The sequence below is a fragment of the Micromonospora sp. DT228 genome (genome assembly GCF_049841595.1).
Taxonomy (GTDB): Bacteria; Actinomycetota; Actinomycetes; order Mycobacteriales; family Micromonosporaceae; genus Micromonospora.
On the sequence record NZ_JBNCKO010000004.1, the window covers coordinates 159,886 to 183,912 of the forward strand.

Here is a 24,027-nt window from a genome sequence, read left to right on the forward strand (position 1 = left end):
AGCCGACTCCGGCTGCGCCGAACCTCCCCGGCCCGCCCGCCGTCCGTGAAACACTCCGGTCGGGACGACGACGGGGGCGTTGGTCGTGTCGCATCCAGAGCAGCACGGTGGGCGGTGGCGTCCACGACTCGACCGGCCGGCGCTCGTCGCGCTGCTGTTCGGGCTGGCCGGCGTCGTCTACCGGCTGGTCCTGACGTTGTACACGGTGCCGGTGTCGAACAGCGACGAGGCCACCTTCGGCCTCGCCGCGCTGCACATCGGGCAGGGCCGGGAACGCCCGGTCTTCCTGTACGGCCAGCACTACATGGGGATGTTGGAGTCGTACCTGGCCGCGCCTCTGGTGGCGGTGGCCGGGCCGAGTTGGCCGGTGCTGCGGCTGCCGATGCTCGCGCTGTACGCGCTGTTCCTCTACCTGATCTACCGGCTGACCCGCCGACTCTGCGCGCCCTGGTTCGCCACCTTCGTGGTGGGCCTGCTCGCGCTCGGTGGCGAGCGGGTGGTCCGCGACCAGCTCACCGTCGTCGGAGGGCGGCCGGAGGTGAAGCCGGCGGTGCTGCTGATGCTGCTGATCACGGTGGGGTTGGCGGCCGGCACCGTGCGCCGTCGGCGGCTCGCCGTCGCGCTCTTCGGTCTGCTCGTCGGGCTGGCCGCCTGGTCGGACTGGCTGATCCTGCCGTACCTGGCGGTGGCCGGGTTGGCGCTGGTGTGGGCGCTGCGGCGCGACCTTCTCGGCTGGTCCGGTCTGCTGCTGGTGGCGGGCGTCGTGGTCGGGGTCGCGCCGATGGTCCTGGACAACCTGCGCGCCGGGCCGGGCGAGGACTCGCTGACCGTGTTCCGGGAGGTCAGCACCAAGGCGGGGCCGTCGCCGCCGTGGTCCGAGCGGCTCCGGGGCGGCCTGCTGGAGGGGGTGCCGCTGGCGCACGGGCTCTGCCCGGTGGACGGCTGCGGGCGCTGGCAACAGTGGTTCGGAGTGGTGTACCCGCTGCTGCTGCTGGTCGCCGCGGTGCTCGCGGTGCTCGCGTACCGCCGGGCCGCGGCGACCCCGCGCGGGGAGCGGGTCGGGCCGGTCGTGCAGCTCGCGCTTGTCGCAGGCGCCGCGTTGACCCTGGTGTCGTACGTCCGCACTCCGCTCGCCGCGACCAGCCCACTCGACAACGCCCGCTACCTGTCGGTGCTGCAACTGTCGCTGCCGGCGGCGCTTTGGCCGCTCTGGGTGGTGGCGCTGACCGCCTGGCGGGGCACCAGCAGCGTGCTGGGGCGGTTCACCGGCGCGCTGTCCGCCGCCCTGCTTGTCGCCCTGACCGCGACCACGCTCGTGGTCACCGTGCTCTTCGCGGCCACCGGCACCGCCGCGTCGCGGACCGAGGAGCGCCAGGCCCGGGAGTTGGCCGCCGCGCTGCGCGCCGACGGCCCCCACGAGGTGTACGGGGACTACTGGACCTGCAACCGACTGATCTTCAACACGGACGAGACGGTGGTCTGCGGGGTGCTCGACGGTGACCTGTCCCCCGGGCAGAACCGCTACCGCCCGTACTGGCAGCAGGTCGGGAGGGCCGCCCGGCCGGGCTATGTGGTGGAGGTCGACTCCCCGATGGATCGCCGGCTGCGCCGACTGCTCGCCGACCGGGCCGACGCCACACCGGTACGCGAGGTGGGCGGCTATCGCGTGTACCACCCCGAGGCCCCGGTGCGGCCCTGGCGCTGAGGGCGGGTCGTACGCTGGCCGGGCCGCCGTCCCGCCCGTCGAGGAGACCCGATGCTCATCCTGCTGCCGCCCTCGGAGGGCAAGGCCGACGCCGGCACCGGACGGCGCTGGGCCCCGGACCGGCTCTCGCTGCCCGAGCTGAACCCGGCCCGGGAGCGGGTGCTGGACGCGCTTGTGGCGTTGAGCGCCGGGCCGGACGAGGCGACGGCGCGGGCGGCGCTCGGCCTCAGCGAGGGCCAGCGGGGCGAACTGCGCCGTAACGCCCGGCTGCGGGAGGCGGCCACCGCGCCGGCCGAACGGCTCTACACGGGTGTGCTCTACGAGGCGCTGGAGCTGACCTCGTTGCCGGTCGCGGCGCAGCGGGCGGCCCGCCGGTCGATCCTGATCAGCTCCGGGCTGTGGGGCGCGGTCCGGTTGGCGGACCGGATCCCCCCGTACCGCTGCCCGATCGGCGCCCGCCTGCCGGGCGTCGGGGCGTTGTCGACGTACTGGCGCGGGGAGCTGACGCCGGCGGTGGACGCCGCCGCCGGCCGAGGGCCGGTGCTGGACCTGCGCTCCGGCGCGTACGCGGCCACCTGGACGCCGCGGGGAGAGCTGGCCGAGCGGACCGTCAGCGTGCGGGTGCTGCACGAGCGGGAGGTCGACGGCGTGCCGGTCCGCTCGGTGGTCAGCCACTTCAACAAGGCGACAAAGGGCCGGCTGGTCCGTGACCTGCTCGTCGCCGGCGCCCGACCGCGCACCGCCGCGGAGCTGCTCGGCACGCTGCGGGAGTTGAAGCACACCGTCGAGGAGCAGGCCGCCGCGCCGGGCCGGGTGCGGCAGGTGGACCTGGTGGTCACCGACCTGTAGCGGTGCGAGCAGGCGCAAGATTTGCTCAAGGCTGGGCCGGAGGAGTTCCGTAAGGGCGAGGCAGGGGCCACGGTAGGGGAACCCAGACTCCGACGAGGGAGCCTTCGTTGACCCGCGAACCCGCCCTGCTCGACCGGCCGCGCTCGCCGACGCCGCCGTCCCCGCTGGACTGGCTGACGCTGAGCGACGCGTTCGAGGCCGCCTGCCTGCTGCGCTGCACGCCGTCGGCGACCGCCGCCCGACCGAGCGCGGCACGCCTGGCGCACGCGCCCGGGGTGGAGTTCAACCGGGAGGACGCCGCACAACGGGCGCGGCAACTGCTCGCCCGGCTGGACATCCCGGTGACCCACGAGGTCGTCGTCGGCGGTCTGCGCCGCCGCTACGAGCTGCACCGGCTCTGGGTGCCGCTGGAGCACCGGGAGGCGTACACCCGGGTGGTGGACGCGGGCTGGTGGCAGGGGCGGCGCGAGCTGCTCGGCGGGCCGCTGCCCGGTGCCTCGCCGGCGCGCCGGCGGATGGTGAGCCGGCTCGCGGCGGCGGCCTGGCGCTCGGCGCTGCTGGCCGCCGGACGACACGTCCGCCGGCACATCCTCGGCGTGCGGCTCGCCGACCGGGAGTTGGCCGCCGTGCTGATTCGCAGCGCTGCCGTGCTCGACGTGCCGGCCCGGCTGAGTCCCGGCACCGGCTGCTTCCTGGTCAGCGTCGCCGACGGCCCGGACCGGGCCCGGATCCTGAGCAGCGCGGCATTGGCGCCGGCGCGCGGGCCGGCGGCGACGCGGGCCGGGGTCGTGGCGCCGGCACGTCGCCCGGCCTGCTGATCGAGGTCCCGGCCACGCCCACCCGGCAGCGGCACGGCAGCGGGCTTGCGCCCACCAGTCCGACGGCGCACAGTGCACCGCGTGAGACGTACCTCCTCCCGCCGGCCCGGGCGTCCGCGCGCGGGGACGGCAGCCCTGTTGACGGTGCTGCTGACCGCGACCCTGAACACCGCCGGTTGCCAGGACGCCCCCACCGAGCCGATCCTGATCCGGATCGCCACCGGCAGCCCCACCGCCGTCTACTACGCGTTCGGGCAGTCGCTGGCGGCCATCCTCAACCGGGAACTGCCCGACGTCGACGCCCGCGTGGTGGTCACCGCCGCGTCCGCGGAGAACGTCCAACTTGTCGAGTCCAACCGGGCGGAGCTGGGCTTCACCCAGGCTGACGTCCTGCCCACCAGCACCGCGGGAAGCTCCTCGGTCGAGGCGATCGCCCGGGTGTACGACGACCAGCTCCACCTGGTCACCACGGCCGGAGGGCCGGTGCGCACGCTCGACGACCTGCGCGGCCGGCGAGTCTCCGTCGGCGCACCCCGATCGGGCACCGAGATCACCACGACCCGACTGCTGGAGGTGGCCCGCCTCGGCGGCGACGCGATACGCCGTACGCGGCTCGGGCTGGACGACTCGGTGGCGGCGCTGCGCTCCGGGCAGATCGACGCGTTCTTCTTCTCCGGTGGGCTGCCGGTGTGGGGCATCGAGAACCTGGCCCGGCAGCATGCCACCCGGATCGTGGACCTCAGCGAATGGACCGAGCGGCTGCGCTCGCGCTACGGCCAGGTGTACGTCTCCCGGGACATCCCCCGCTCCGTCTACGGGGTGGACGCGGTGACCACGGTGGCCGACCCGAACTACCTGGTCGTCAGCGCCAGCCTGCCCGAGCCGTTGGTCCGGGAGGTGACCCGCCTGCTGATGGACGGGCGGGCCGAGTTGGCCGCCGCGCATCCGGCGGCGGGGCGGATGAGCCCCCGCTCGGCGATCGTCACCGCGCCGCTGACGCTGCACCCCGGCGCCGCCGCCTGGTACCGGGAGGACAAACCCTGACGGTGCGGCCCTACCGGGTCAGGGTGGGCCGCCGGTCGGTGGCCAGCTCGCCGTCCACCGGCTCCGTCAACGGGTCCGTCAACGGGTCCGGGTCCGGCTCCGGCTCCGGCTCCGGCGCGGGAAACCACAGGGCGGCCACCAGCCCGCGTGTCTCCCCCGGGCGCATGGTGAGCCGACCGTCGGACGCGTCCGCAAGCACGGCGGCGATGGTCAGGCCGAGCCCCGCGCCGTCCACGTTCTGCGCGTCCGGCGCCCGCCAGAACCGCTCGGTCGCCTGGCCGAGCTGACTCTCGGTCATCCCCGGTCCGGAGTCGCGCACCTCCAGGACCACCCCGTTGTCGCGGCGGGCCACTGTCACCGTCACCGCCCCGCCGGCACCGCTGAACTTCACCGCGTTGTCGATCAGCGCGTCCAGCGCCTGGTCGACGGCGGTCGGCACGGTCTGCGCGTACGCCGGGGCGTCGGACGTGGCCAGCAGCAACGCGACCGAACGGTGCCGGGCCAGCGGCGCCCAGGCAGCCACCCGGGACGCGGCCACCGCGGCGGCGTCCACCGTGATCCGCTCGTTCTCCTCCCGTTCGGCGCGGGCGAGGGTGAGCAGCGCGTCAAGCACCAACGCCAACCTGTCGGTCTCCTCCAGGGCCAGCCGGTGCTCGGACCGGCCGTCCGGGTCGGTGAGGCTGGGGCCCAGCTCCTCCACCCGCAGCCGCAGCGCGGTGAGCGGGTTGCGCAGTTGGTGGCTGGCGTGCGCGACGAAGGCGCGTTGCCGGTCCATCACGTCGGAGACCACGTCGGCCATGTGGTTGAAGCTGGCCGCGAGGCGCCGTAGCTCCGGCGGGCCCAGCCGGTGCTGCACCCGGGCGCCCCGGTCACCCTCGGCGATCTCGTGGGTGACCGCGTCCAGCTCGGTGACCGGGCGCAGCACCCAACCGGCCAGCCCGAACGCGGTGAGCACGCAGGCCAGCACGGCGAGCAGGCCGGCCAGGGCGAGCAGCGACCACCACACGGCGACCGCCCGGCGGATGGGGTCGGCCGGAGTCACGATCACCACCGCGCCGAGCACCTCACCGCCGTCGTTGATCGGCACCGCCACCACCACCGGGCCGGTCGTCCACGGCCAGACCGACTCGGGCACGCTGGTCTGCTGCCCGGACAGCGCCATGTCCAGCACCGACGCGGTCCCCGGGGTGGGCCGCCACCGCGGCGACGCCACGGGTGTGCTCCGTTCCCGGTCGACGATCGCGGCACCGATCCCGTACAGGTTGTCGTAACTGCTCAGCTCCGACGCGATCGGACCCGGCTCGGCGTCGCGCAGCGCGGGCCCGGCCAGCGAGGCGAACCGGGTCGCGTCGGCGAGCCGGTCGGCCCGGACCCGGTCGGTTTCGCGGCTGGCCATGGTGACCGCCAGCGGGGTCTCCAACGCGATGAGGACGAGCACCATCAACAGCAGGTAACTGATCACCAGTCGACGACGCACGTCAGCCCCTCACGCGGCGCGCAGCCGGTAGCCGACGCCACGGACGGTCTCCACCAGGCGGGCGTCGCCGAGTTTGCCGCGCAGGGACCCGACGTGCACCTCGACGGTGTGCCGATCGGCCCAGGTGGTGCCCCAGGCGTCCAGCAGGATGCGGTCGCGGGGCACCGCCACCCCCGGTTGGCGGGCCAGCGAGAGCAGCACGTCGAACTCCTTGCGGGTCAACGTGACGGCACGGCCGTCGACGGTCACCGTCCGCGCGGCCACGTCGATGTGCACCGACCCGGCCTGGATGAGGTGGCGCTCCGGCGCGGCGTTCGCGGCCCGGCGCAGCACCGCCTCGATCCGGGCCTGCAACTCCACCATCGAGAACGGCTTGACGACGTAGTCGTCCGCGCCGAGACGCAGGCCCAGCACCCGATCGCGTTCCTCACCCCGCGCGGTCACCGCGATGATGCCGAGCTGGCTGCTCCGCCGGCGCAGCTCCCGGCACAGGTCGGTGCCGTCGCCGTCGGGCAGGGTCAGGTCGAGCAGCACCAGGTCGCACGGGGCGGCGGAGAGCGCGGCGGCGACGGTGGCGGCGTGCTCGACCTCGTAGCCCCGGCGGGTGAGCGCGGAGGAGAGGGCGGCGGCCACCCGGCGGTCGTCCTCCACCAGCAGGATCCGCACCCGTGCCCCCGTTTCGTCGCAGCGCTGTTCTGCGAATGGTGGCAGAAGCGCGCGCCCGGCGGGAAGCCGAGTGTCGGGTCGGACCTACAAGCCGAAGACGTCGTCGGCGGTGGCGTCCCGGACGCCGTCGGTGAAGCCGCGGAAGCCCGGATCCTCGTGGCTGGCCGGCACGCTGGTGACGGTGACCCCGCTGGCCTGGGTGACCGCGTCGACAAGGGGCGGATAGTCGATCTCCGCGTCGTTGAAGGCGTCGTCGTCCGCCTCGGCCAGGTTGATCACGTGCTGTACGTCATCGGACGGAGTGTCCGGGTCCTCGGCCCACTCGCCGCCCGCCCGGTAGCACTCGTCGTACAGCGCGCGCTGACTGTCGGTCCAGTCGTCGTCGTAGCTCTGCATCGCCCATCCCTCCGCGGCCCTTGACCTGAGCATGCCCGGCCCGGGGCGACGGGCGCGGCGGTACCGGCGAAAACCGGGCGAGCGCGCCGACGGCGCCCCCGTAGGCTGCGGTGGTGATCTACAAGCTGTTGTCGGCCACGGAATGGGACGACGCCCTCGCCACCGGATCCTTCACCGGCTCCGCCGTGGACCGGCAGGACGGCTTCATCCACCTCTCCGACGCCGACCAGGTGGTCGAGACGGCCCGCCGGCACTTCGCCGGCGCGACCGGCCTGACCCTGCTCAGCGTGGCCGAGGAGCGGCTGGGTGACACGCTGCGGTGGGAGCCGTCGCGCGGCGGACACCTCTTTCCGCACGTGTACGGCCCGCTGCCGGTCGCGGCGGTCGTCGCGGCGCACGCGTTGCCGGCGGACACTCCGGCCGCCGACGCGGTGGCCGCCCTGCTGGGCTGACCGGGTCGCGCCCGACCCGAACGGTGTCGGGCCGGGCGCGCGGCGTGATCCGTGCGCCAGTCGCGCGGCGCTGTTGGTGCCGCTCAGCGGCAGAGGCGGTCGATCTCCTCCTGGAACCGGTCCATCGGGTTCGCCTCGGCCGGGCCGAGCAGGTAGGTCTTCAGCTCCCGGCGGGCCTCGGTCATCGGGTCGTCGCCGGCCCGGGTGACCGCCACGATCTTCTCCAGCTCGCCGCAGTCCTTGGAGAGCAGGTACGCGGCCCGAGCCGTCGGGTACTCCCGGCGGAATTCGTCCTCGGACAGGCCGGACGGGTTGGCCACCACGTACGGCCGCTGGCTCTGCACGAAGTCGGAGACCACGCTGGACACGTCGCTGATCAGCAGGTCGGTCTGGTTGAAGCAGTCGAACAGCGCCGGCGTACGGCCGGTGACCACCAGGTGCGCGGTGCCGTCCAGGGAGGACGCGTTCGGGTCGCCACCGGCGGCGCGGATGGCCGACACGATCCGGTCGTGCGCCGCCCGGGCCGCCCGGGACCGCGACCCGGTGAGCGGGTGTGGCTTGTAGACCAGCCGCAGCCGGGGCGTCGTGGCGAGCAGTCCCTTGACGATCCGCTCGCCCATCAGCACCAGCGAGGTGTGGTACGGGTCGTCGTCGAGCCAGCCCTCCCAGGTGGGGGCGTAGAGCACGGTGAACTGCCGGTCCACCGACTCGGCGCCGAAGGTGTGCACCCCGGCGAGCTGCGGGCGGCCGATCTCGACGATGTCCGAGTCGAGGACCCCCACACCGGCTCGGGCGTAGCGCTCCCGGCCGGCCAGGCCGGCGACCCAGACCTCGTCGTACACCTTGCTGTACGGGTTGACGCTTGCCTGCTTGTCGCTGTCGCCGTGCCCGACGAAGACGTGTTTGGTGCTCGGCTCACGCAGCATGTGGATGTTCGCGCCGACGTTCGCGGAGTAGAGGGCCGCGCGGATGCTGCGCAGATCGAGGTTCATGAAGTCGACCCCGGTCGGTACGCAGATCACCGGCAGCCGGGTGTCGGCCAACTCCAGGAACGCGTCCCGGCTGCGCAGCAGGACCACCGCGCGCTGCTGGAGCGCCTCGGTCGGGGCGAGCCACATGTTCGCCTGGTAGACGTCCTTGGCCGGACCGGCGAAGTAGAGCGCCACCTCGGGCCGGTGGTTGTCCAGCCAGCGCTGCACGGCGGGCAGCAGCGGGCCCTCCCCCATGCTCCGGCCCCGGCCGCGCAACCAGGTCAGCGCGGTGATGGCGCCCACCAGACCGGTCGCCACGACCGCCACCGCGGCGGCGGCGAAGAACGGCGTCGGGTCGTGCTGGACCGCCGCGGCCACGGCGGCCGGCACCAGCAGCAGGTTGAGCAGGGGCATCCGGTCACCGGCCACCGCCGCCACCCAGCCCGGCAGTTGGGGAGCGGAGCGCAGCTCGCCCAGCTCGATGTTGCGCACCATGGCGGAGAGGGGGTTACGACGCTCGATCATGATGGAGAGCGCGCCGGCGAAGACCGACACGACCCACACCGCGGCCGGCAGCGCCAGCAGCAGGGTCAGCTCACCGCCGCTGAGCCGCACCTCCGCGGCGACGAGCAACACGGCCGCGAGGTCCCGGGTCAGCTGCCGGTACGACAGGTGCAGGCCCACCTTCTCCAGCAGCAGCTGCGACGGGGGTGACCAGCGGGCGACGGCGAACTCGCCGATGATGGCGGCGAGCCCGGCGACGGCGAACAGGCCGACCCAGCCGAACAGACCACCGACGAGCATGACCAGGTAGGCCAGTACCAGTAGCGCACAGTGGGCGGCCACTCCGAGGCGTCCTGTGAACGTGCCGAACAAAACGAGTTCGCTCCCTACGAGAATGCGTTGCGGGCTGCGCCCGTGCTGGGCCGACGTCATTCCCCCGTGGCGCGGCGGGTCAATCGCGGCCGGCCGCGCCTGACTGCGACCTTAACGCGAAGGGACAGCTCGGTGTCGCTCGGGTATCCCGCACCATTTCGGGCAAAGTCGCGTGTCCGGCGCAGCCCGACCCCGCCCCGGCGTCGGGTGCCCGACGACGGGCGGAGCGCTCAGCCGGCCCGCCCGAAGCAGGTCATCGCCCCGGGGGCCTTGCGCGTGGCGAACTCCGGGTAGCCGAGCTGTGGCGCGGTGTCGCGGGCGTACTGGTTGCCGTTGTAGACGCAGATGGTGCCGACGTCCAGGCGGTCGAGTGCCGGCGTCAACTCGGCCGGTGACGGGCTGGACGTGCCGTCGGCGAACCCGGCCAGCAGCAGCCGGTCCTTGGCGAACTGGGAGGTGAGGTCGTACTCGACGAGGTAGAAGTCACGCGGCAGGACGACCCGGACCTCGCTGGTGACGATCGGCACCGTCCGCATGATCGTCTTCGGCGCGAGCAGCATGCCCTGCGGGCGGTCCAGGCCCTTGATCCAGAAGGCGATCCCCTGACGCTGCTGGGGAATCTTCCAGGTGGGGCGCTTGTGCACGTCGACCCAACTCTTCGCCGACCACATCGGGGTGGCGAACAGCGCGAACGAGGCGACCAGCAGCACCGCGATCCCGCCCACCGCCGCGCGGTACAGGGCCGGTCGCGGCGTCGGCACGCGCACGGTGCTGAGCAGAGCGATGAGCGTCGGCAGGGCGAGCAGCCACGGCACGCGCCAGAGCACCACCGAGATCCCGCTCAACGCACTCATCAGCTCGAGCACGCCGGGCACCAACATCACGCTCAGCGCGAGGGTCGCGCCGGCGGCGAGCAGCGCGGGCGTACGCCGACGGGCGAGCAGGGGGCCACACCACAGCGCCAGACCGCTGATCACGCCCACCACCCCGAACAGCAGGGTCCGCCGGTAGGTGTACGCCGCGTCGAAGAAGGCGTCGTCCGCGCCCTCCGCGGACATCCCGCCGAGCAGCAGGCGGGAGACGACGAGCGAGCCGATCGGGTACGCGAGGGCGGCGACCGCCGCGATGGCGGCGTCCTTCCACCGGCCGACGAGCAGCATCGCGAAGCCGGCGGCACCGACAAGCAGCGGCAGGATGATCGCCGCGGTGTTGGTGAGGCCGATCGCGGTGATCGAGAGCGCCACGATGAGCACCAGGCTGCGCCGCGACCGGGTGTCGAACCACTCGGTCAGGTAGAGCCACATCAGCGGAATGACCGCCGACACGAACATGCCCTTGCCCTCGTGCAGCCGCAGCAGGTGGAACGTGCCCAGTGCGGCGTCCGCGCCAGCGACGAGGTACAGGTACGCGAGCGCCACGGCGAAGGCGAGCACCGGACGGCGCGGCGCCCACCGGTGCGTCAGCCGCCAGAGCGCCAGCGCCGCGATCATCGCCATGATCGGCAGCAGCACATACCAGAGGGCCGAGCTGGCGTGGATGCCGACGACGTTGGCGAACGCGCCGTCGAAGACCTCGATCGACGGGATCGGCGGCTGCGAGCCCATGGCCGGCAGCACGTTCTCGGAGAACAGGAAGTCGTTGAGCGGGATCAGGTCGCGCTCGGCGATCCAGACCGACTTGCCGACGTAGTAGACGTCGTCCGGGGTGTTGCGGGCCATGAAGAACGAGGAGATGCCGACAAGCGCCGAGACGACAAGCGCGTACGCCGACTGGGCCGCGGTGGGCGCCGGGGCGACCGTGGTGGACACCGGGCCGCGCAGCCAGATCTGGCGTACCAGCAGCAGCCCGCCGATCGCGGCGAGCAGGCCGGCCACCGCCGGAATCCACCACGCGACGCCGGCGCTGGTCCCGGCGGTGACACCGGCGGAGACGGCGGCCACGCCGGCGGCGACAAGCACCCCGATCAGCAGGCGGCGGTCGACGGCGGGCCGCGTGTCGCCCGGCTCGGCCGGCGCGCCGTCGGCAGCCGCCGCCCCCTCGGTGCCGGCCGGGGCGTCGACGAGCCGGCGGCGGGCGCGCAGCAGGACCACGGCCGCGAGCACCACGCAGGCCACCAGCCAGATCCGGAAGGTCACCGACGGACGCAGGTCACCCAGGAAGGCCAGGTGGTAGATCACGGTGAAGAGCGCGAACGCGAGCACGGCGCCATCGGTGAGCACCGCCGGGGCGACGGCCACCAGCGCGCGTACCCGGGACTGGGCCGGACGACGGCCGACCGGACGGGGCGCGGGCCGTGTCGGGTCCGGGTCGGCGGGCGCTACGGCGATGCTGTCGACGTTGGCCACGGTCGTCCTTACTCGTCAGACGGATGAGGGTTTCGGCACGGTGCCGGCCGGGTGTCCGGGGGCAGCGTAGCGGAATCGGACAGGGCGACCGCCGCTGCGGGCGGCGGTGTGTCGGACGCCTGGTCAGCCCGAGATCGGGGCGGGCCGAGGCTGGAGCAGGACAGTGTCGGCGCCGAGCCCGGCGGCCACGGACTCGACCAGGTTGTCGAGATAGCCGTCGGTGAGCGGGAGACGGGCGATGGCCAGCCGCCAGTAGAGCGGGCCCACGATGAGGTCGATCGCCGCGTCCGGATCGGTGTCGGCGGGCAGCTCGCCGCGCTGCACGGCACGGGTGACCAGGCGACCGCCGATCTCCTGCTGACGGGCGTGCAGCACCTGACGCAGGGTCGCGTCGATGCTGGGGTTGCGCGCCGCCTCGGCCAGCAGATCCGGGATGATCTGGGACGCCAGCGGGTGGCGCAGCGCACGTGCCACCGCCTGGAACAGCAGGGCGAGGTCGCCGCGCAGGGTGCCGGTGTCCAGGGCCGGTAGCTTGCCCTGGGCCGCCGCGGCGACGATCTCCAACACCAGGTCGAGCTTGGAGTTCCAGCGCCGGTAGATCGCCGTCTTGCTGACACCGGCGCGACGCGCCACCGCCTCGATGGAGAGCCGGCCGTAGCCGACCGCGGCCAGCTCCTGCGTCAGGGCACGCCGGATGGCCGTGGTGATCTCCCCACGCAGCACTGCCGCACCGGCCGGGGCACGCCTCTTCTCGGTCGTCACCAGGGACTCTTATCGCAGGTCACGGTGCCCAGGGTAGCGCAACGACGATACGGTTGCGTCCCGACGTGTTTCGGACTACTGTCCACGCAGCGACGAGGCGGCGCCCCGCGCACATCTCCCACTAGGATTCCATCGTCGCGAGCTACCCCGTCTGCACGAAAGATCGGAGCGCCATTTCCATGGCCACCACCGCGCTGGTCGACCCCGACACGGGCCTGACCCAGGCGCAGCTGGCCGCTCGGCACGGGTTACGGGTCGCCGGTGAGCGACCGACCCTCGTCGAGTACAGCCGCCAATTGTGGGCCTACCGGCACTTCATCGCCGCGTACGCCAACGCCAAGCTGGTCGCCTCCTACAGCAACGCCAAGCTGGGCCAGCTCTGGCAGGTGCTCACCCCGCTGACCAACGCGGCGGTCTACTACCTGATCTTCGGGGTGGTGCTGGCACAGAACGACATGCCGAACTACATCGCCTACCTCACCACCGGGCTGTTCATCTTCAACTTCACCCAGAGCGCCGTCCTGGCCGGCACCCAGGCGATCAGCAGCAACCTGGGGCTGATCCGGGCGCTGCACTTCCCCCGGGCCAGCCTGCCGCTTTCCACGACGTTGACGCAGTTCCAGCAACTGCTGGCGTCGATGGTGGTGTTGATCGGCATCGTGCTCGTCACCGGCGAGCCGATCACGTTGAAGTGGCTGCTGCTGGTGCCGGCCCTGTTCCTCCAGGCCGTGTTCAACGCCGGCGTCGTGCTCGTGGTGGCGCGGTTGGGCAGCAAGTCGAGCGACCTGAAGCAGGTCATGCCGTTCATCATGCGCACCTGGATGTACGGCTCCGGCGTCCTCTACAACGTCAGCCTCTTCGAGCGGCTGCCGAGCTGGGCGACGACGCTTGTGCAGTACAACCCGCTGCTCGTCTACATCGAGCTTGCGCGGTACACACTGCTGGAGGAGGCACCGCTGCTCAACGAGTCGCTGGCCCAGCTCTGGCTGGTCGGCGGCGGGTGGGCGCTGCTCGCCGGCTTGGGCGGTTTCATCTACTTCTGGCGCGGCGAACAGGAGTACGGCCGTGGTTGAGCACTTCGAGGCCCCCACCGAGGCGACCGCGACGATGACCGCGGCCCAGGAGCGCATCCCGACCGTGGTGGTCGACGACGCGCACATCATCTACCGGGTGCACCAGGGCGCCGGCGGTGGCACCACCCCGGTGGCCGCGCTGCGCCGGCTGGTCAAGCGCACCCACGCCCCGAACATCCGGGAGGTGCACGCGGTCAAGGGTGTCTCCTTCACCGCGTACCGGGGCGAGGCGATCGGGCTGATCGGCAGCAACGGCTCCGGCAAGTCCACGATCCTGCGGGCCATCGCCGGCCTGCTGCCGGTCAACCGGGGCGCGATCCACACCCAGGGGCAACCGTCGCTGCTGGGCGTGAACGCCGCCCTGCTCAACGACCTCTCCGGCGAGCGCAACGTCACCCTCGGCTGCCTGGCCATGGGCATGCACCCGGACGACGTGGCCCAACAGGCCGCCGGGATCATCGAGTTCTCCGGGATCAACGAGCGGGGCGACTTCGCCAGCCTGCCGATGCGGACGTACTCCTCGGGCATGGCGGCCCGGCTGCGGTTCTCCATCGCCGCCGCGAAGAAGCACGACGTGCTACTCATCGACGAGGCGCTCGCCACCGGCGACAAGGGCTTCCGCAAGCGCAGCGAGCAGCGGGTACGGGAGCTGCGCGAGGGCGCGGGCACGGTGTTCCTCGTCAGCCACCAGCTCTCCTCCGTACGCGACACCTGCGAACGAACGATCTGGCTGGAATCGGGCGTCCTGCGGATGGACGGGCCCACCGACGAGGTCATCCGGGCCTACGAGGCGTACGCGAACAGCAAGTAGACAGCCTGCATCGACACGACGCCACGGACCGCGTCGCCCGCGTTGGGGCGGCGCGGTCCGCGCGTTAAGGTTCATTCCGTCGCCGCTCGGGCGGAACCTTCCGTTAACGCATCCGAAGAGAGTGAGGATCCGGCAATGACGCAGGACCAGACCACTGGCCCGGACGCCACAGCGGAGACCCCGACGCCGTGGCGGCCCTCGCGGACGGTGGCCGTGGTTCTGGCCGGAGGCACCGGGACCCGACTGGGCCTCGGCATCCCCAAGCAGCTCCTCAAGATCGCCGGCAAGCCGATCATCGAGCACACCCTGGCGGTCTTCGAGGCGGCGCCGGAGATCGACGAGATCATCGTGCTGATGGCGACCGGCCACGTCGACGACGCCCAGCAGATCGTCGAGAAGGCCGGCCTGCGCAAGGTCACCAAGGTGATCGAGGGCGGCGACACCCGCAACGCCACAACCCGGATCGCGCTGGACGCGGTCGGCCCGGAGGACTGCAACATCCTCTTCCACGACGCGGTCCGCCCGCTGCTCAGCGGCCGGATCGTGCGCGAGTGCGTCAACGCGCTGTGGACCTACGACGCCGTGGACGTGGCCATCCCGTCCGCGGACACGATCATCCAGGTGGACGACAACGACTGCATCACCGACATCCCGGTGCGCTCCCGGCTGCGCCGTGGGCAGACCCCGCAGGCGTTCCGCTCCCCCACCATCCGCGAGGCGTACCGGATCGCCGAGGACGACAGGGACTTCGCCGCCACCGACGACTGCGGCGTGGTGCTGCGCTACCTGCCCGGCACCCCGATCAAGGTGATCGACGGCTCGGACGAGAACATCAAGGTCACCCACCCGGTCGACGTGCACCTGGCGGACAAGCTCTTCCAGCTCGCCGCGGCGCAGGCGCCCCGGCTGACCGACCACCGCAGCTACAGCGAGGAGCTGACCGGCCGCACCATCGTGGTGTTCGGCGGCAGCTACGGCATCGGCCACGAGCTGACCGAGCTGGCCCGACGCTACGGCGCCCAGGTCTTCCCGTTCAGCCGTTCCAGCACCGGCACCCACGTGGAGCGGGCCGCCGACGTCGAGGCCGCGCTGACGACCGCCTTCGAGGCCACCGGCCGGATCGACCACGTGGTGGTCACCGCCGGCATCCTGGAAAAGGGCGCCCTCGCCGAGATGGACGAGGAGACGATGGACCGGCTGCTCCAGGTCAACTTCGTCGGCCCGGTGACAATCGCCCGCCAGGCGCTGCCCTACCTCCAGCAGACCAAGGGTCAGCTGCTGCTCTACACGTCCAGCTCCTACACCAGGGGGCGGGCCCGCTACGCGCTCTACTCGGCCACCAAGGCGGCCCTGGTCAACCTGACCCAGGCGCTCGCCGACGAGTGGGCCGACGTCGGCGTGCGCGTCAACTGCATCAACCCGGAGCGGACCGCCACGCCGATGCGGACGCGGGCCTTCGGCGAGGAGCCGGAGCACACCCTGCTCGCCGCCGAGGCCGTCGCCCAGTCGTCGCTCGACGTGCTGATCTCCGACCTGACCGGCCAGGTCATCGACGTACGCCGGGCGCCCGGCGACGGGCCCACGCCGAGCGTGCCGGCCCAGTCCGGGCCGGGTCTCCTCAAGGCGCCGGCCGGCGCGGCGTCGACGAGCTGACACCTACCGGCGGCGGAACCACGAACGGAGCGACATGCGCGGCGACCTGGTCCGAAAGCTGGCCGCCCGGTGCCTGAGCACCGGGTTGGCCGTGCTGGCCTTTGTCGTGCTGGCGCTCACCGGCGCCACCGGCTGGGGGCTGGCGCTGGCCGTCGCCGCGCTTGTCGCCTCGGCGGCCGAGCAGCGGATCCGGCCCGGCGCCGACCTCGTCGCGGAGACGACTCTTGTCGCCGCCGCGATCCTGGTCGGATACTCCCGGCGGCTGGACGACGGGCTCAACCTCACGCTCGTCGCCACCTCCCTGGTCCTGCTGGGGCTGGTGCTGCTGGTGGGGCCTCTGCGTACCGCCGGCAACCTGGAGATCCGCGCGGCCAACCTGCCGATCCGCGCCTGGACGCCGCTGGTCGCCGACCGGCTCGGCACCGTACTGCTCGGGCTGCTCGCCGTCCTGGCGCTCGCCGCCGCGCTCACCCTGCCGGCCGGCGTGGCGTTGGCCGCGAGCCTGCTGGTCGGCGCGGGCACCGGGGCTGTCGCCCTGGACCTGGCCCGGCGGCGGTTCCGGCCGGGAGCCGGTGGCGGGCCGGTGGCCCGCGCGCTACGCCGCCACCAGCCGGAGTTCCTGCTCTACTTCTCCGCGCCGCCCGGCTCGGAATACCAGGTCACCATGTGGCTGCCGTATCTGCGGCGGATCGGCCGGCCGTTCCTCGTCGTGCTGCGCGAGCCGGAGTTCCTGGCCCCGATCGCCGCAGCCACCGACGCGCCGGTGGTCTACTGCCCCACCCTGCGGGCGATGGACGAGGCGCTGGTGCCGAGCCTGCGGGCCGCGTTCTACGTCAACCACGGGGCGAAGAACAGCCACTGCATCCGCTTCACCCAGCTCACCCACGTCCAACTGCACCACGGCGACAGCGACAAGGCGCCGAGCGCCAACCCGGTGTCCGGGATCTTCGACCGGATCTTCGTGGCCGGCCCGGCCGCGATCGACAGGTACGCCCGCGCCGGCGTGCGGATCCCGGCGGACAAGTTCGTGGTGGTGGGCCGCCCGCAGGTGGAGTCGATCGACGTACGCCCCGAACCGGCCCGGGGGTTGGCCCACCCTACGGTGCTCTACACCCCGACCTGGACCGGGCACCACGCCGACGCCGACTACTGCTCGTTGCCGGTGGCCGAGGGGCTGCTGCGTCGGCTCCTGGAGCGCGGCGTGACGGTGATCCTGCGGGCGCACCCGTACACGACGCAGAACCCGGCGTCGGCACGCCAGTTGGGCCGGCTGACGGAGTTGCTCGTCGCCGACCGGGCCCGCAGCGGACGCCCGCACGTCGTCGGCGCGGCGGCCCGCGAGCTGAGCCTGACCGAGTGTGTGAACTCCTCGGACGCGCTGATCTCCGACGTGTCCGGGGTGATCTCGGACTACCTCTACTCCAGCAAGCCGTACGCGGTCACCGACATGGGCGACGAGGGCGACAGGTTCGCCGAGCGGTTCCCGTTGGCCGCGTCGGGTTACGTGCTGCGTCGGGATCTGTCCAACGTGGACGAGGTGCTGACCGCGCTGCTGGACACCGATCCGCTGGCCGCGGAGCGCTGGGCCACCCGCCGGCGCTACCTGGGTGACTTCCCCGCCGAGGCGTACGCCGAGGCGTTCCTGACCGCCGCCCGCCGGGAGCTGGCGGCGACGGAGGACCCCGCGGCCGAGCGTGCGCCGCAGCTCTCCCCCCTCGCCTGACACAGGCCCCTAGCTCAATCCGAGCCTGCGCCCCGCGGTCAGCTCGATGCGAACGATCCCGGACGTGCCGGCCGGCGCGTGCCACTCGGCTGTCGCGATGTCGTCCGCCGACTCGGGGCGCGAGAACTCCCACGGTTGGAGTTCGGCGGAGGCGATGACGAACCGCAGCACCTCCTCGGCGCCCATCAGCGTGGCCCCGAGGTGCGCCACGATCCTTTGCCGCCCGTCGGTGAGGGTCTCGCTATCGACCGACTCGATGTCCTCCTCGTCGATCCCGACGACGTCCCGGACGACGGCCGCGGCGTCCGCGACCGGGCCGACGACGTCGACGGTCAGCACGACCCGTACGGCGTCCCGCAACGCACCCTCGATCGCGCTGATCAACTCGGCCTCGTCCGGACCGTCCTCACTCCGGCCCCGCAGCGCCATCTCCCGGGTCTCCACCGGCCGGTCGACCGGCCCCGGGTCGAACGGGTCGATGCCGGTCCGCACGTACAGCGCCTCGACCGTCGGGTCTTCGGTGAGTGGTCGGTCCGCCTCCATCGCCGCCACCATCCAGACGCCGAGCGGTGACCTACGCAGGTGCCCCGTCAGGAATCCGAACTCGGCGGCCAGGGCGTCCACCCCGGTCCCGAAGGGAGCCTGCGGTGACACCTCGACCAGGGGCAGCACCAGGAGCAGGGCCAGACCCCAGACGCCACCCCCGTCGACCGCCACCGGGTGGAGGTCGACGGACCACACGTCCGCCCGCCCGAGCAGGGGAAGGCAGCGGACCAGAGCGGTGTCGAGATCCGGGGCCGTCAACCGGGCGTGCACCCGGGCCACCACGTCGTCGTCGGACGCCGCCGCCGGCAGTCGCCGGACCCGTCGCCGGACGGCGAGGACGGAGGCGTCGGCGGGCAGCCACTCCGGCGGATCCCACCACTCCTCGGCCGTGCCACCGACCGCGCCGACGGACACGCTCACCCCGCCCTGGGGGCCGTCGACCTCGGTTCGGGACGCCGTGAGGCTCACCGCGCCGAGCGACGCGACGAGCGGCCGGCAGCGACGTGCCGCGTCGTCGAGTCGGGTGTCGACGAGGTTCAGGCTCACGCTGGTGATCGGGTCTTGCTCGGCGGTGGACATCACCGCGGAATGGTAGGCGTCGAGGTGGGGCGGCACTACGGGTTTATCACCCCGACGAAGCTCAGCGGTACGCGTCCAGCAGCGCCAGGACGGCCGCCGGATCCTCCACGTGCGCGTTGTGTCCGAGCCCGGGCAGCGTGGCGACCGGTACGCCGTACTCCTTGAGCTGCGCGTCGGTGACCATCGGATCGTGCTCGCCACGCGCCAGCAGCACCGGCACGTCGGTCGCCGCCAGCAGCGCGCTCAGGTCGGGCTCGCCGACGGCGAAGGCGTTCGGATCCATGGCGAGACGCCACCGGCCGTCGACCTGACGGAGGCCGGCGTCCACCACCGGGTGGTCCGGCGGGAGCAGGCCGGCCAGCCCGGAGACGCGCAGGTAGCGGCGGGCCGCCTCGGTGCGGCTGGCGAACCAGCTCACCGGACGGGCGGCCAGCTCGGCGGCGCGGTCCAGCTCGACGGGTGACCAGAGCGCCTTGATCCCCAACCCGACCACCGCGTCCACAGGCATCCCGGCGTCGCGCGCGGCCAACGCGAGGCCGACCACGCCACCCAGCGAGTGCCCGAGCACGACGAGCCGGTCGTCGGGGGCGAGGGCCGGCGCGATCCGCCCGGCGAAACCGGCGAAGGAGTACGACGGCAGCGGCGGCGTCCAACCGTGGCCGGCGAGGTCCGGCGCCAGCCACCGGCCGGGCCAGTGTCGTTCCAGGTGCGGCGCCCAGGGCAACCACACGTCACCGGTCGCCCCCATGCCGTGCAACAGCAGCAGGACCGGCCGTCGACCGGTGTGACCACCCGATTCATCCACCACGGCCGCAGTCTCCCACGGTTCACCGACAGGGACGAGAGTCGTCGACGGGGGCGTGCCCCGGACCGGCGGGACAGACGCCGCGGGCGCCGGCCCCTCGTGAGGGACGGCGCCCGTGGCGGTCAGCGTGCCTGGGTCAGGCGGAGTAGCCCCGGCTGGCGATCCAGTTGGCCAGGTCGATTGTGGTGATCCAGTACGACGGGTCGGACGGGTTCGCCGAGTCGGCGATGCGTACCGTGCGGCCGTTGTCCTTGTAACCCACGACGGCGATGTAGTGCCCGCCGCCGTAGGAGTGCCAGCTGCCGTCGGTGTCGGTGGCGTCCCCGACGACGTTGGCGACCACGCCCCGGCCGTCGGTGATGGCCTTGACGACGTCGGCCTGGAGGCGGTCCATCTGGGCCCGGCTGGGCGCACCGGCGAACATCCGGGTCCGGTACGGGGAGCCCTTCACCTCGGCGTTGAGCACCCTCGTGGTGTCCTCGGCCGAGTTGGTGCCCATCTCGGTGGTGCCCAGTTCGGCACCGAGTTCCTCCTGGGTACGGTCGATCCCGGTGGCGCTGAGCGCGTTACGGGTGGCCGCCGGACCGCAGTTGTAGTAGGTGTTCTGCGCCTCGTACTCGTAGTCGAGCACCTTTGTCGCGGGCGGCTTCGGCCGCTCCGGCTTCCGGGTCAGGTCCGGGTTGCTGCTGGCCTTGGCGGCGGGCGCGGCGGCGCTGGTGGCCGGGGCGGCGCTTGTCGGCGCGGCGCTGGCCGACGGGGAGGCGTCTCGCACCTCGCCACGGGAGGCGGCGACGTCGCTGCGCATCTCGGCGACAGTGGTCGCGGTGCGCTGGCCGGCCGGCGCGTCGTCGGTGGTGGCGAGCAGGGTGCCGGTGGTGGTGGCGATCACGAGGGCCGCGGCGGAGGCGGCGGCGATCTGGTACGGGCGCTGGGTGGCGAAGCGGCGGAGCTGACGCTGCATGGTGTGCTTCACGGGGTCCTCCACGGATCGGGGGGAGAGCGGCACACCGGGGCCGGACGGGTATCCGGGCAGGGGCCAGCGCGCGGACGATGGTCCGCGGATGGTGAACCGCTCAGGGGAACACCCGGCGTGGCCGGGCGGTTGGGCGATGACCCGGGGGTCAGCTCACCGTCACGTGACTGATGAGCGGGGGCACCGCTGCGCCGTGGAGGCGAGGGAACAGCCGAGGGGTGGAGAGATGCTGCACGAGGATGGAACTCCTTCCGAGACCGCCTACCGGGTTAGCTGACGGATTCGGGCGGGAAGATCGCCCTACCGCGGGCCGTGGCTCGCGGATTCACCCCGGACTTACTGATGGGTCCCCGGTTCGTTCATCACGATTGAGCGGGTCGGCGCGGCGTCGCCTCTTGCGATCGGTTACCGCACCGGACGGGACGACACTACTGGCCCGTTCACACCCTGCCAAGCCAGGTTCACCTGCGTAAACCCGGATCGGCGCAGCAATTTCTGCGCGTCTGGCCGATGACGTGACTCGATGGGACAAGCGGTTACGGTGACGCCTACGGGCGACAACCGGACAGGTCGCCAAAAGTGCGGCCACAATCCCGGGAACAATCGAGCCGATCGTGCCGGACGCCCGATTTCGGAATGCGGTGAGCGGGCTCACATAACGGATCGAGCTCAACCCGCACGGGCGGGACGCCAGCGTGTCACGACGGCGGGGCGGGTCGAGCCGCGCACCAGCCGGCGGGCCGGTGCCCGGCTCGGCCGCAGCCGGGCCGCTGCCAAACCCGCCTCCTCGGCAAGAGCCCGCGCCGACTCGGCGGCCAGTTCGGCGGCCCGCCACGCGGCCCGCTCCGCGTCGGCGGCGGCCTGGTGGTCGACCCGTCGCGCGTCCCGGATCGCCCGGCTGAGCAGCGCTTCCTGCTCGACCGGGTGCCGCCGGGGATCCCAGCCGTGCCGCCGCCCGAACACGTCGCTGAGCTGCGCCATGCTCAGGTCGCCCCGCCAGTACGCCGCCGTCGCCGCACGGTGTAGGTAGCGCTCCCGGGCGGCGTACTCGGCGGGGGTGCGGGGGGTGCCCGGAGTGGGCAGCGCCCCGGATCCCGCGAAGCGACGCGCCGCGGCGTCCGCCTCGGCGTACCGCGCCCAGGCACGTTCCGCCTGCTCCTGACTGATCAGCCAGGCATCGCGCCGCCGCTGGGCCGTCCTGGCCGCGCCCGCCGCGGCGACGGCCACCTCCTCGGCGTACCGGCGCCTGTCGACGATCTCGGCAGCGGCCACCTCGCGGGCGGTCGGCACGGCCGGCGACGGGTCACCGATGGGCCGGTCCCGTTCGGGCCTGGCGACCAGCACGGCGAGCACGCCCAGCGCCAGGAGGAACAGAGCCGACCAGATGGCGGCGGCCTGCGGTACCTCGGTTACGAACTGGTAGAAGACGGCGGTCTCCATGGTCGGCACCTCGCGGAGGAAGCAGAGCGATGAGGGCCCCGCGAGCCACCTGACCACGGGCGGGCCAGGGGTCGGCGGGGTGCGGAGCTGGTCTGTCGACAGGGCGCGGCGACGGGACGCTTGTCCCGTTGGCTCAGCGCCCGGGTGGGCCCCGGGGCGCCCGGCTGCGGGAGCCGTCGACGAGGGGCAGCCGGTCGGACGCCGCCGCACGCACCGGCAGCGCACCGGTCACGACGGCGCCCTGGCCGCCGGGGAGCGCCGGTTGCGCGTCGACCGACCAGGCCGGGAAGGCCTCCCCGGCGACACCCGCACTCGGCGCGGTGCCCACGGTCGGCGCGGTGCCCAGGCTCGACGCGGCGGCCGGGCTCGACGCGGCGGCCGAGGCCGGGCCGGCGCCGAGCGCCAGGGCCGCGACGACGGCGAGGCTGGTCAGCACCCGGGTCGCCCAGCGCGCCACCCACCACAGGGGACAGGTGAACGCGACCGGAAGCACGTCCCCACGCTACCGTCGGGCCGACCTGGGCGCATCGACCACGGGCGTGTCGACGCGCGCCGCGCCGAGCCCGCTGACCAGGGCGGATGGCGTCAGCGCGTGTCCGCGTACGTTGATCGACTGTCGGTCTGGTCGGGCCCGCCGGCCTCGGTGCGGGTCCCCACGCCGGTCTCGGGGGCGTCGTTGCCGGCGGCCCGGGTGCCGGCCGTGCGTTGTCCGGGGACGGACGCCGATCGGGCCGGGCGGCGCGGTGCGAGCCGGCGCATCATCGGGGTTTCGACGTAGCGATGCAGCAGCCCGGCGAGCAGCAGTGTCACCAGCAGGAAACCGAGCACCACGACCGGGCCACGCCAGCCCTCGAAGCCCGTCCCCCAGTCGCCGGTGAAGCGCAGCACGCTCGTCATCACCAACACGTGGACCAGGTAGAAGGCGAAGGAGACCTCGCCGAGCCAGACCAGCGGGCGGGACCGCCACGGCGACCGCTGGTCCCGCACGTCCGCGTCCGCGGCGGCGGTGATCACCAGCAGGTACGCGACCGCGAGCAGCGTGGTCCACAGCTCCGCGGGAATCCACTGCGTGGCAGCCGCCCAGGTGCCCACGAAGATGACGCTGGCCCAGGTCAGCCCCGGACCGCGCCAGAGTCCCCGGCGCATCAACTCGGCCGCCACCGCGCCCAGCCAGAACTCCAGCGACCGGACCGGCGGGAAGATCTGGGTGAACCACCACCGGCTCACCTCCGGCACCAGGTGCTGGGCCGGCCAGAGCGCGAGGATCAGCAGGGGCAACGCGACGACAAGCGCCACCAGCAGCTTCGGCCGGGCCCGGCGCAGCAGCGGCAGCACCAGCGGCAGACAGAGGTAGAAGAAGAACTCACAGGACAGCGACCAGCTCACCGTGTTGAGGCTGTAGAACCAGCCCGGCCGGGGATCCCAGGCCTGCAACAGCAACACGTTCTCCAACGCGGCCGCCGGCAGGACCGGGTCGGCGAACCACCAGGCGACAAGCAACGTCGCCCCGAACAGCACCAGGTGGTTGGGGTAGATCTTGGCAATCCGCCGCCGCCAGAAGGTACGCCGGGAGTCGCCGACCCGGGCCGACCAGACCAGCACGAACCCGCTGAGGATGAAGAAGAACTGCACCCCGGACAGGCCGAGGCCGAACAGCTTGTCGACAACGGCCTTGTAGTCCGGCTCGGCGATGATCCGCATGGTGCCCGCGTGGAACCCGAAGACCAGCAGCGCGGCGATCCAGCGCAGCCCGGTCAGCGAGGGCAGCCGGGGCGGTGCGGGGGCGGGCCGGGCGGTTGACGGCGCGGCGGCGCTCGTCATGAGCGGATACCGAGGCTTGGCAGGGTCACCAGCACGTTCGTATCCTCCTCGGCACGGCGTGGACGGCCCGGCGGCGACGCCCGCGACGGCCCGGCGGGGCCGCACCCGGGGCACCCTACCGGGTGAACCGGACGAGTCCCACCGGTCCCGGGCGTGGTGGGGCAGGCGGCGTTAACCTGCCGCTGGGCGGGAGTTCAGCGACTCCACCATCGGCGGCCACGTGCGGTTCCGGGGCCGGCCAC

The 24,027-nt window shown here is 72.9% G+C and carries 21 protein-coding genes and 1 riboswitch; of the genes, 9 read left to right on the forward strand and 12 right to left on the reverse strand.

All coding sequences use genetic code 11. The annotated features are described in order from the left end of the window. Positions 1 to 85 precede the first annotated feature (85 nt). From ACLQ29_RS10250 to ACLQ29_RS10265, 4 genes are all read left to right on the forward strand, one after another. Positions 86 to 1,705 carry an ArnT family glycosyltransferase gene (locus tag ACLQ29_RS10250; protein WP_425771385.1) on the forward strand — a complete coding sequence of 540 codons (1,620 nt, stop codon included), beginning with the start codon at positions 86 to 88 and terminating at the stop codon, positions 1,703 to 1,705. 51 nt (positions 1,706 to 1,756) lie between these two features. Continuing rightward, positions 1,757 to 2,554 carry a peroxide stress protein YaaA gene (gene yaaA / locus ACLQ29_RS10255; protein ID WP_393367422.1) on the forward strand — a complete coding sequence of 266 codons (798 nt, stop codon included), beginning with the start codon at positions 1,757 to 1,759 and terminating at the stop codon, positions 2,552 to 2,554. A 107-nt stretch (positions 2,555 to 2,661) separates the two neighbouring features. Beyond that, entirely contained in the window at positions 2,662 to 3,372 is a 711-nt protein-coding gene (locus ACLQ29_RS10260; protein WP_425771386.1) for a hypothetical protein, read from the forward strand. Positions 3,373 to 3,453: 81 nt separating this feature from the next. Beyond that, entirely contained in the window at positions 3,454 to 4,416 is a 963-nt protein-coding gene (locus ACLQ29_RS10265; protein ID WP_425771387.1) for a TAXI family TRAP transporter solute-binding subunit, read from the forward strand. A gap of 10 nt (positions 4,417 to 4,426) precedes the next feature. Here the strand turns inward: ACLQ29_RS10265 and ACLQ29_RS10270 are convergent, their stop codons facing one another. From ACLQ29_RS10270 to ACLQ29_RS10280, 3 genes are all read right to left on the reverse strand, one after another. Further along, positions 4,427 to 5,893, reverse strand: a complete 1,467-nt coding sequence (locus tag ACLQ29_RS10270; RefSeq protein ID WP_425771388.1) for an ATP-binding protein — start codon at positions 5,891 to 5,893, stop codon at positions 4,427 to 4,429. Positions 5,894 to 5,902: 9 nt separating this feature from the next. After that, positions 5,903 to 6,559, reverse strand: coding sequence for a response regulator transcription factor (locus ACLQ29_RS10275; RefSeq protein WP_393367418.1), 657 nt, complete (start codon positions 6,557 to 6,559; stop codon positions 5,903 to 5,905). 84 nt (positions 6,560 to 6,643) lie between these two features. Continuing rightward, on the reverse strand, positions 6,644 to 6,955 hold the full coding sequence (locus tag ACLQ29_RS10280; RefSeq protein WP_355031047.1) for a hypothetical protein: 312 nt from the start codon (positions 6,953 to 6,955) through the stop codon (positions 6,644 to 6,646). Positions 6,956 to 7,068: 113 nt separating this feature from the next. Here ACLQ29_RS10280 and ACLQ29_RS10285 point away from each other — a divergent pair, with 113 nt between their 5' ends. Continuing rightward, entirely contained in the window at positions 7,069 to 7,407 is a 339-nt protein-coding gene (locus ACLQ29_RS10285; protein ID WP_425771389.1) for a DUF952 domain-containing protein, read from the forward strand. Between the two features lie 83 nt (positions 7,408 to 7,490). Here ACLQ29_RS10285 and ACLQ29_RS10290 read toward each other — a convergent pair whose 3' ends face one another. The 3 genes from ACLQ29_RS10290 to ACLQ29_RS10300 all read right to left on the reverse strand — a co-directional run bounded on the left by ACLQ29_RS10290 (position 7,491) and on the right by ACLQ29_RS10300 (position 12,361). Further along, positions 7,491 to 9,254: a CDP-glycerol glycerophosphotransferase family protein gene (locus ACLQ29_RS10290; protein ID WP_425771390.1), complete on the reverse strand. Its 1,764-nt coding sequence runs from the start codon at positions 9,252 to 9,254 to the stop codon at positions 7,491 to 7,493. 230 nt (positions 9,255 to 9,484) lie between these two features. Then, on the reverse strand, positions 9,485 to 11,599 hold the full coding sequence (locus ACLQ29_RS10295; RefSeq protein WP_425771391.1) for a DUF6077 domain-containing protein: 2,115 nt from the start codon (positions 11,597 to 11,599) through the stop codon (positions 9,485 to 9,487). Positions 11,600 to 11,722: 123 nt separating this feature from the next. Next, the gene (locus ACLQ29_RS10300) at positions 11,723 to 12,361 is read right to left on the reverse strand and encodes a TetR/AcrR family transcriptional regulator (protein WP_425771392.1); all 639 of its coding nucleotides are present in this window, start codon (positions 12,359 to 12,361) and stop codon (positions 11,723 to 11,725) included. Between the two features lie 179 nt (positions 12,362 to 12,540). On the opposite strand from ACLQ29_RS10300, the gene ACLQ29_RS10305 reads away from it, so the two are divergent. The 4 genes from ACLQ29_RS10305 (at position 12,541) to ACLQ29_RS10320 (ending at position 17,621) form a co-directional block, all read left to right on the forward strand. Continuing rightward, complete coding sequence (locus tag ACLQ29_RS10305) at positions 12,541 to 13,434, forward strand: ABC transporter permease (RefSeq protein WP_393367413.1); 894 nt, start codon at positions 12,541 to 12,543, stop codon at positions 13,432 to 13,434. Positions 13,435 to 13,468: 34 nt separating this feature from the next. After that, positions 13,469 to 14,245, forward strand: coding sequence for an ABC transporter ATP-binding protein (locus tag ACLQ29_RS10310; protein ID WP_393367955.1), 777 nt, complete (start codon positions 13,469 to 13,471; stop codon positions 14,243 to 14,245). Positions 14,246 to 14,380: 135 nt separating this feature from the next. Then, positions 14,381 to 15,898: a D-ribitol-5-phosphate cytidylyltransferase gene (locus tag ACLQ29_RS10315; protein ID WP_425771393.1), complete on the forward strand. Its 1,518-nt coding sequence runs from the start codon at positions 14,381 to 14,383 to the stop codon at positions 15,896 to 15,898. Positions 15,899 to 15,932: 34 nt separating this feature from the next. Next, entirely contained in the window at positions 15,933 to 17,621 is a 1,689-nt protein-coding gene (locus ACLQ29_RS10320) for a CDP-glycerol glycerophosphotransferase family protein (protein WP_425771394.1), read from the forward strand. Between the two features lie 9 nt (positions 17,622 to 17,630). Here ACLQ29_RS10320 and ACLQ29_RS10325 read toward each other — a convergent pair whose 3' ends face one another. From ACLQ29_RS10325 to ACLQ29_RS10350, 6 genes are all read right to left on the reverse strand, one after another. Beyond that, positions 17,631 to 18,749, reverse strand: coding sequence for a hypothetical protein (locus ACLQ29_RS10325; protein WP_425771395.1), 1,119 nt, complete (start codon positions 18,747 to 18,749; stop codon positions 17,631 to 17,633). Between the two features lie 58 nt (positions 18,750 to 18,807). Continuing rightward, positions 18,808 to 19,554 (reverse strand): alpha/beta fold hydrolase, encoded by a 747-nt coding sequence (locus tag ACLQ29_RS10330; protein WP_425771396.1) that lies wholly within the window; start codon positions 19,552 to 19,554, stop codon positions 18,808 to 18,810. Between the two features lie 133 nt (positions 19,555 to 19,687). Beyond that, positions 19,688 to 20,536, reverse strand: a complete 849-nt coding sequence (locus ACLQ29_RS10335) for a C39 family peptidase (RefSeq protein WP_425771397.1) — start codon at positions 20,534 to 20,536, stop codon at positions 19,688 to 19,690. Positions 20,537 to 20,767: 231 nt separating this feature from the next. Continuing rightward, positions 20,768 to 20,909, reverse strand: a riboswitch (cyclic di-AMP (ydaO/yuaA leader). 284 nt (positions 20,910 to 21,193) lie between these two features. After that, on the reverse strand, positions 21,194 to 21,964 hold the full coding sequence (locus ACLQ29_RS10340; RefSeq protein ID WP_425771398.1) for a hypothetical protein: 771 nt from the start codon (positions 21,962 to 21,964) through the stop codon (positions 21,194 to 21,196). 133 nt (positions 21,965 to 22,097) lie between these two features. Next, positions 22,098 to 22,457 carry a hypothetical protein gene (locus ACLQ29_RS10345; RefSeq protein ID WP_425771399.1) on the reverse strand — a complete coding sequence of 120 codons (360 nt, stop codon included), beginning with the start codon at positions 22,455 to 22,457 and terminating at the stop codon, positions 22,098 to 22,100. A gap of 92 nt (positions 22,458 to 22,549) precedes the next feature. Beyond that, positions 22,550 to 23,785, reverse strand: a complete 1,236-nt coding sequence (locus ACLQ29_RS10350; protein WP_425771400.1) for an acyltransferase family protein — start codon at positions 23,783 to 23,785, stop codon at positions 22,550 to 22,552. Between the last annotated feature and the right edge of the window lie 242 nt (positions 23,786 to 24,027).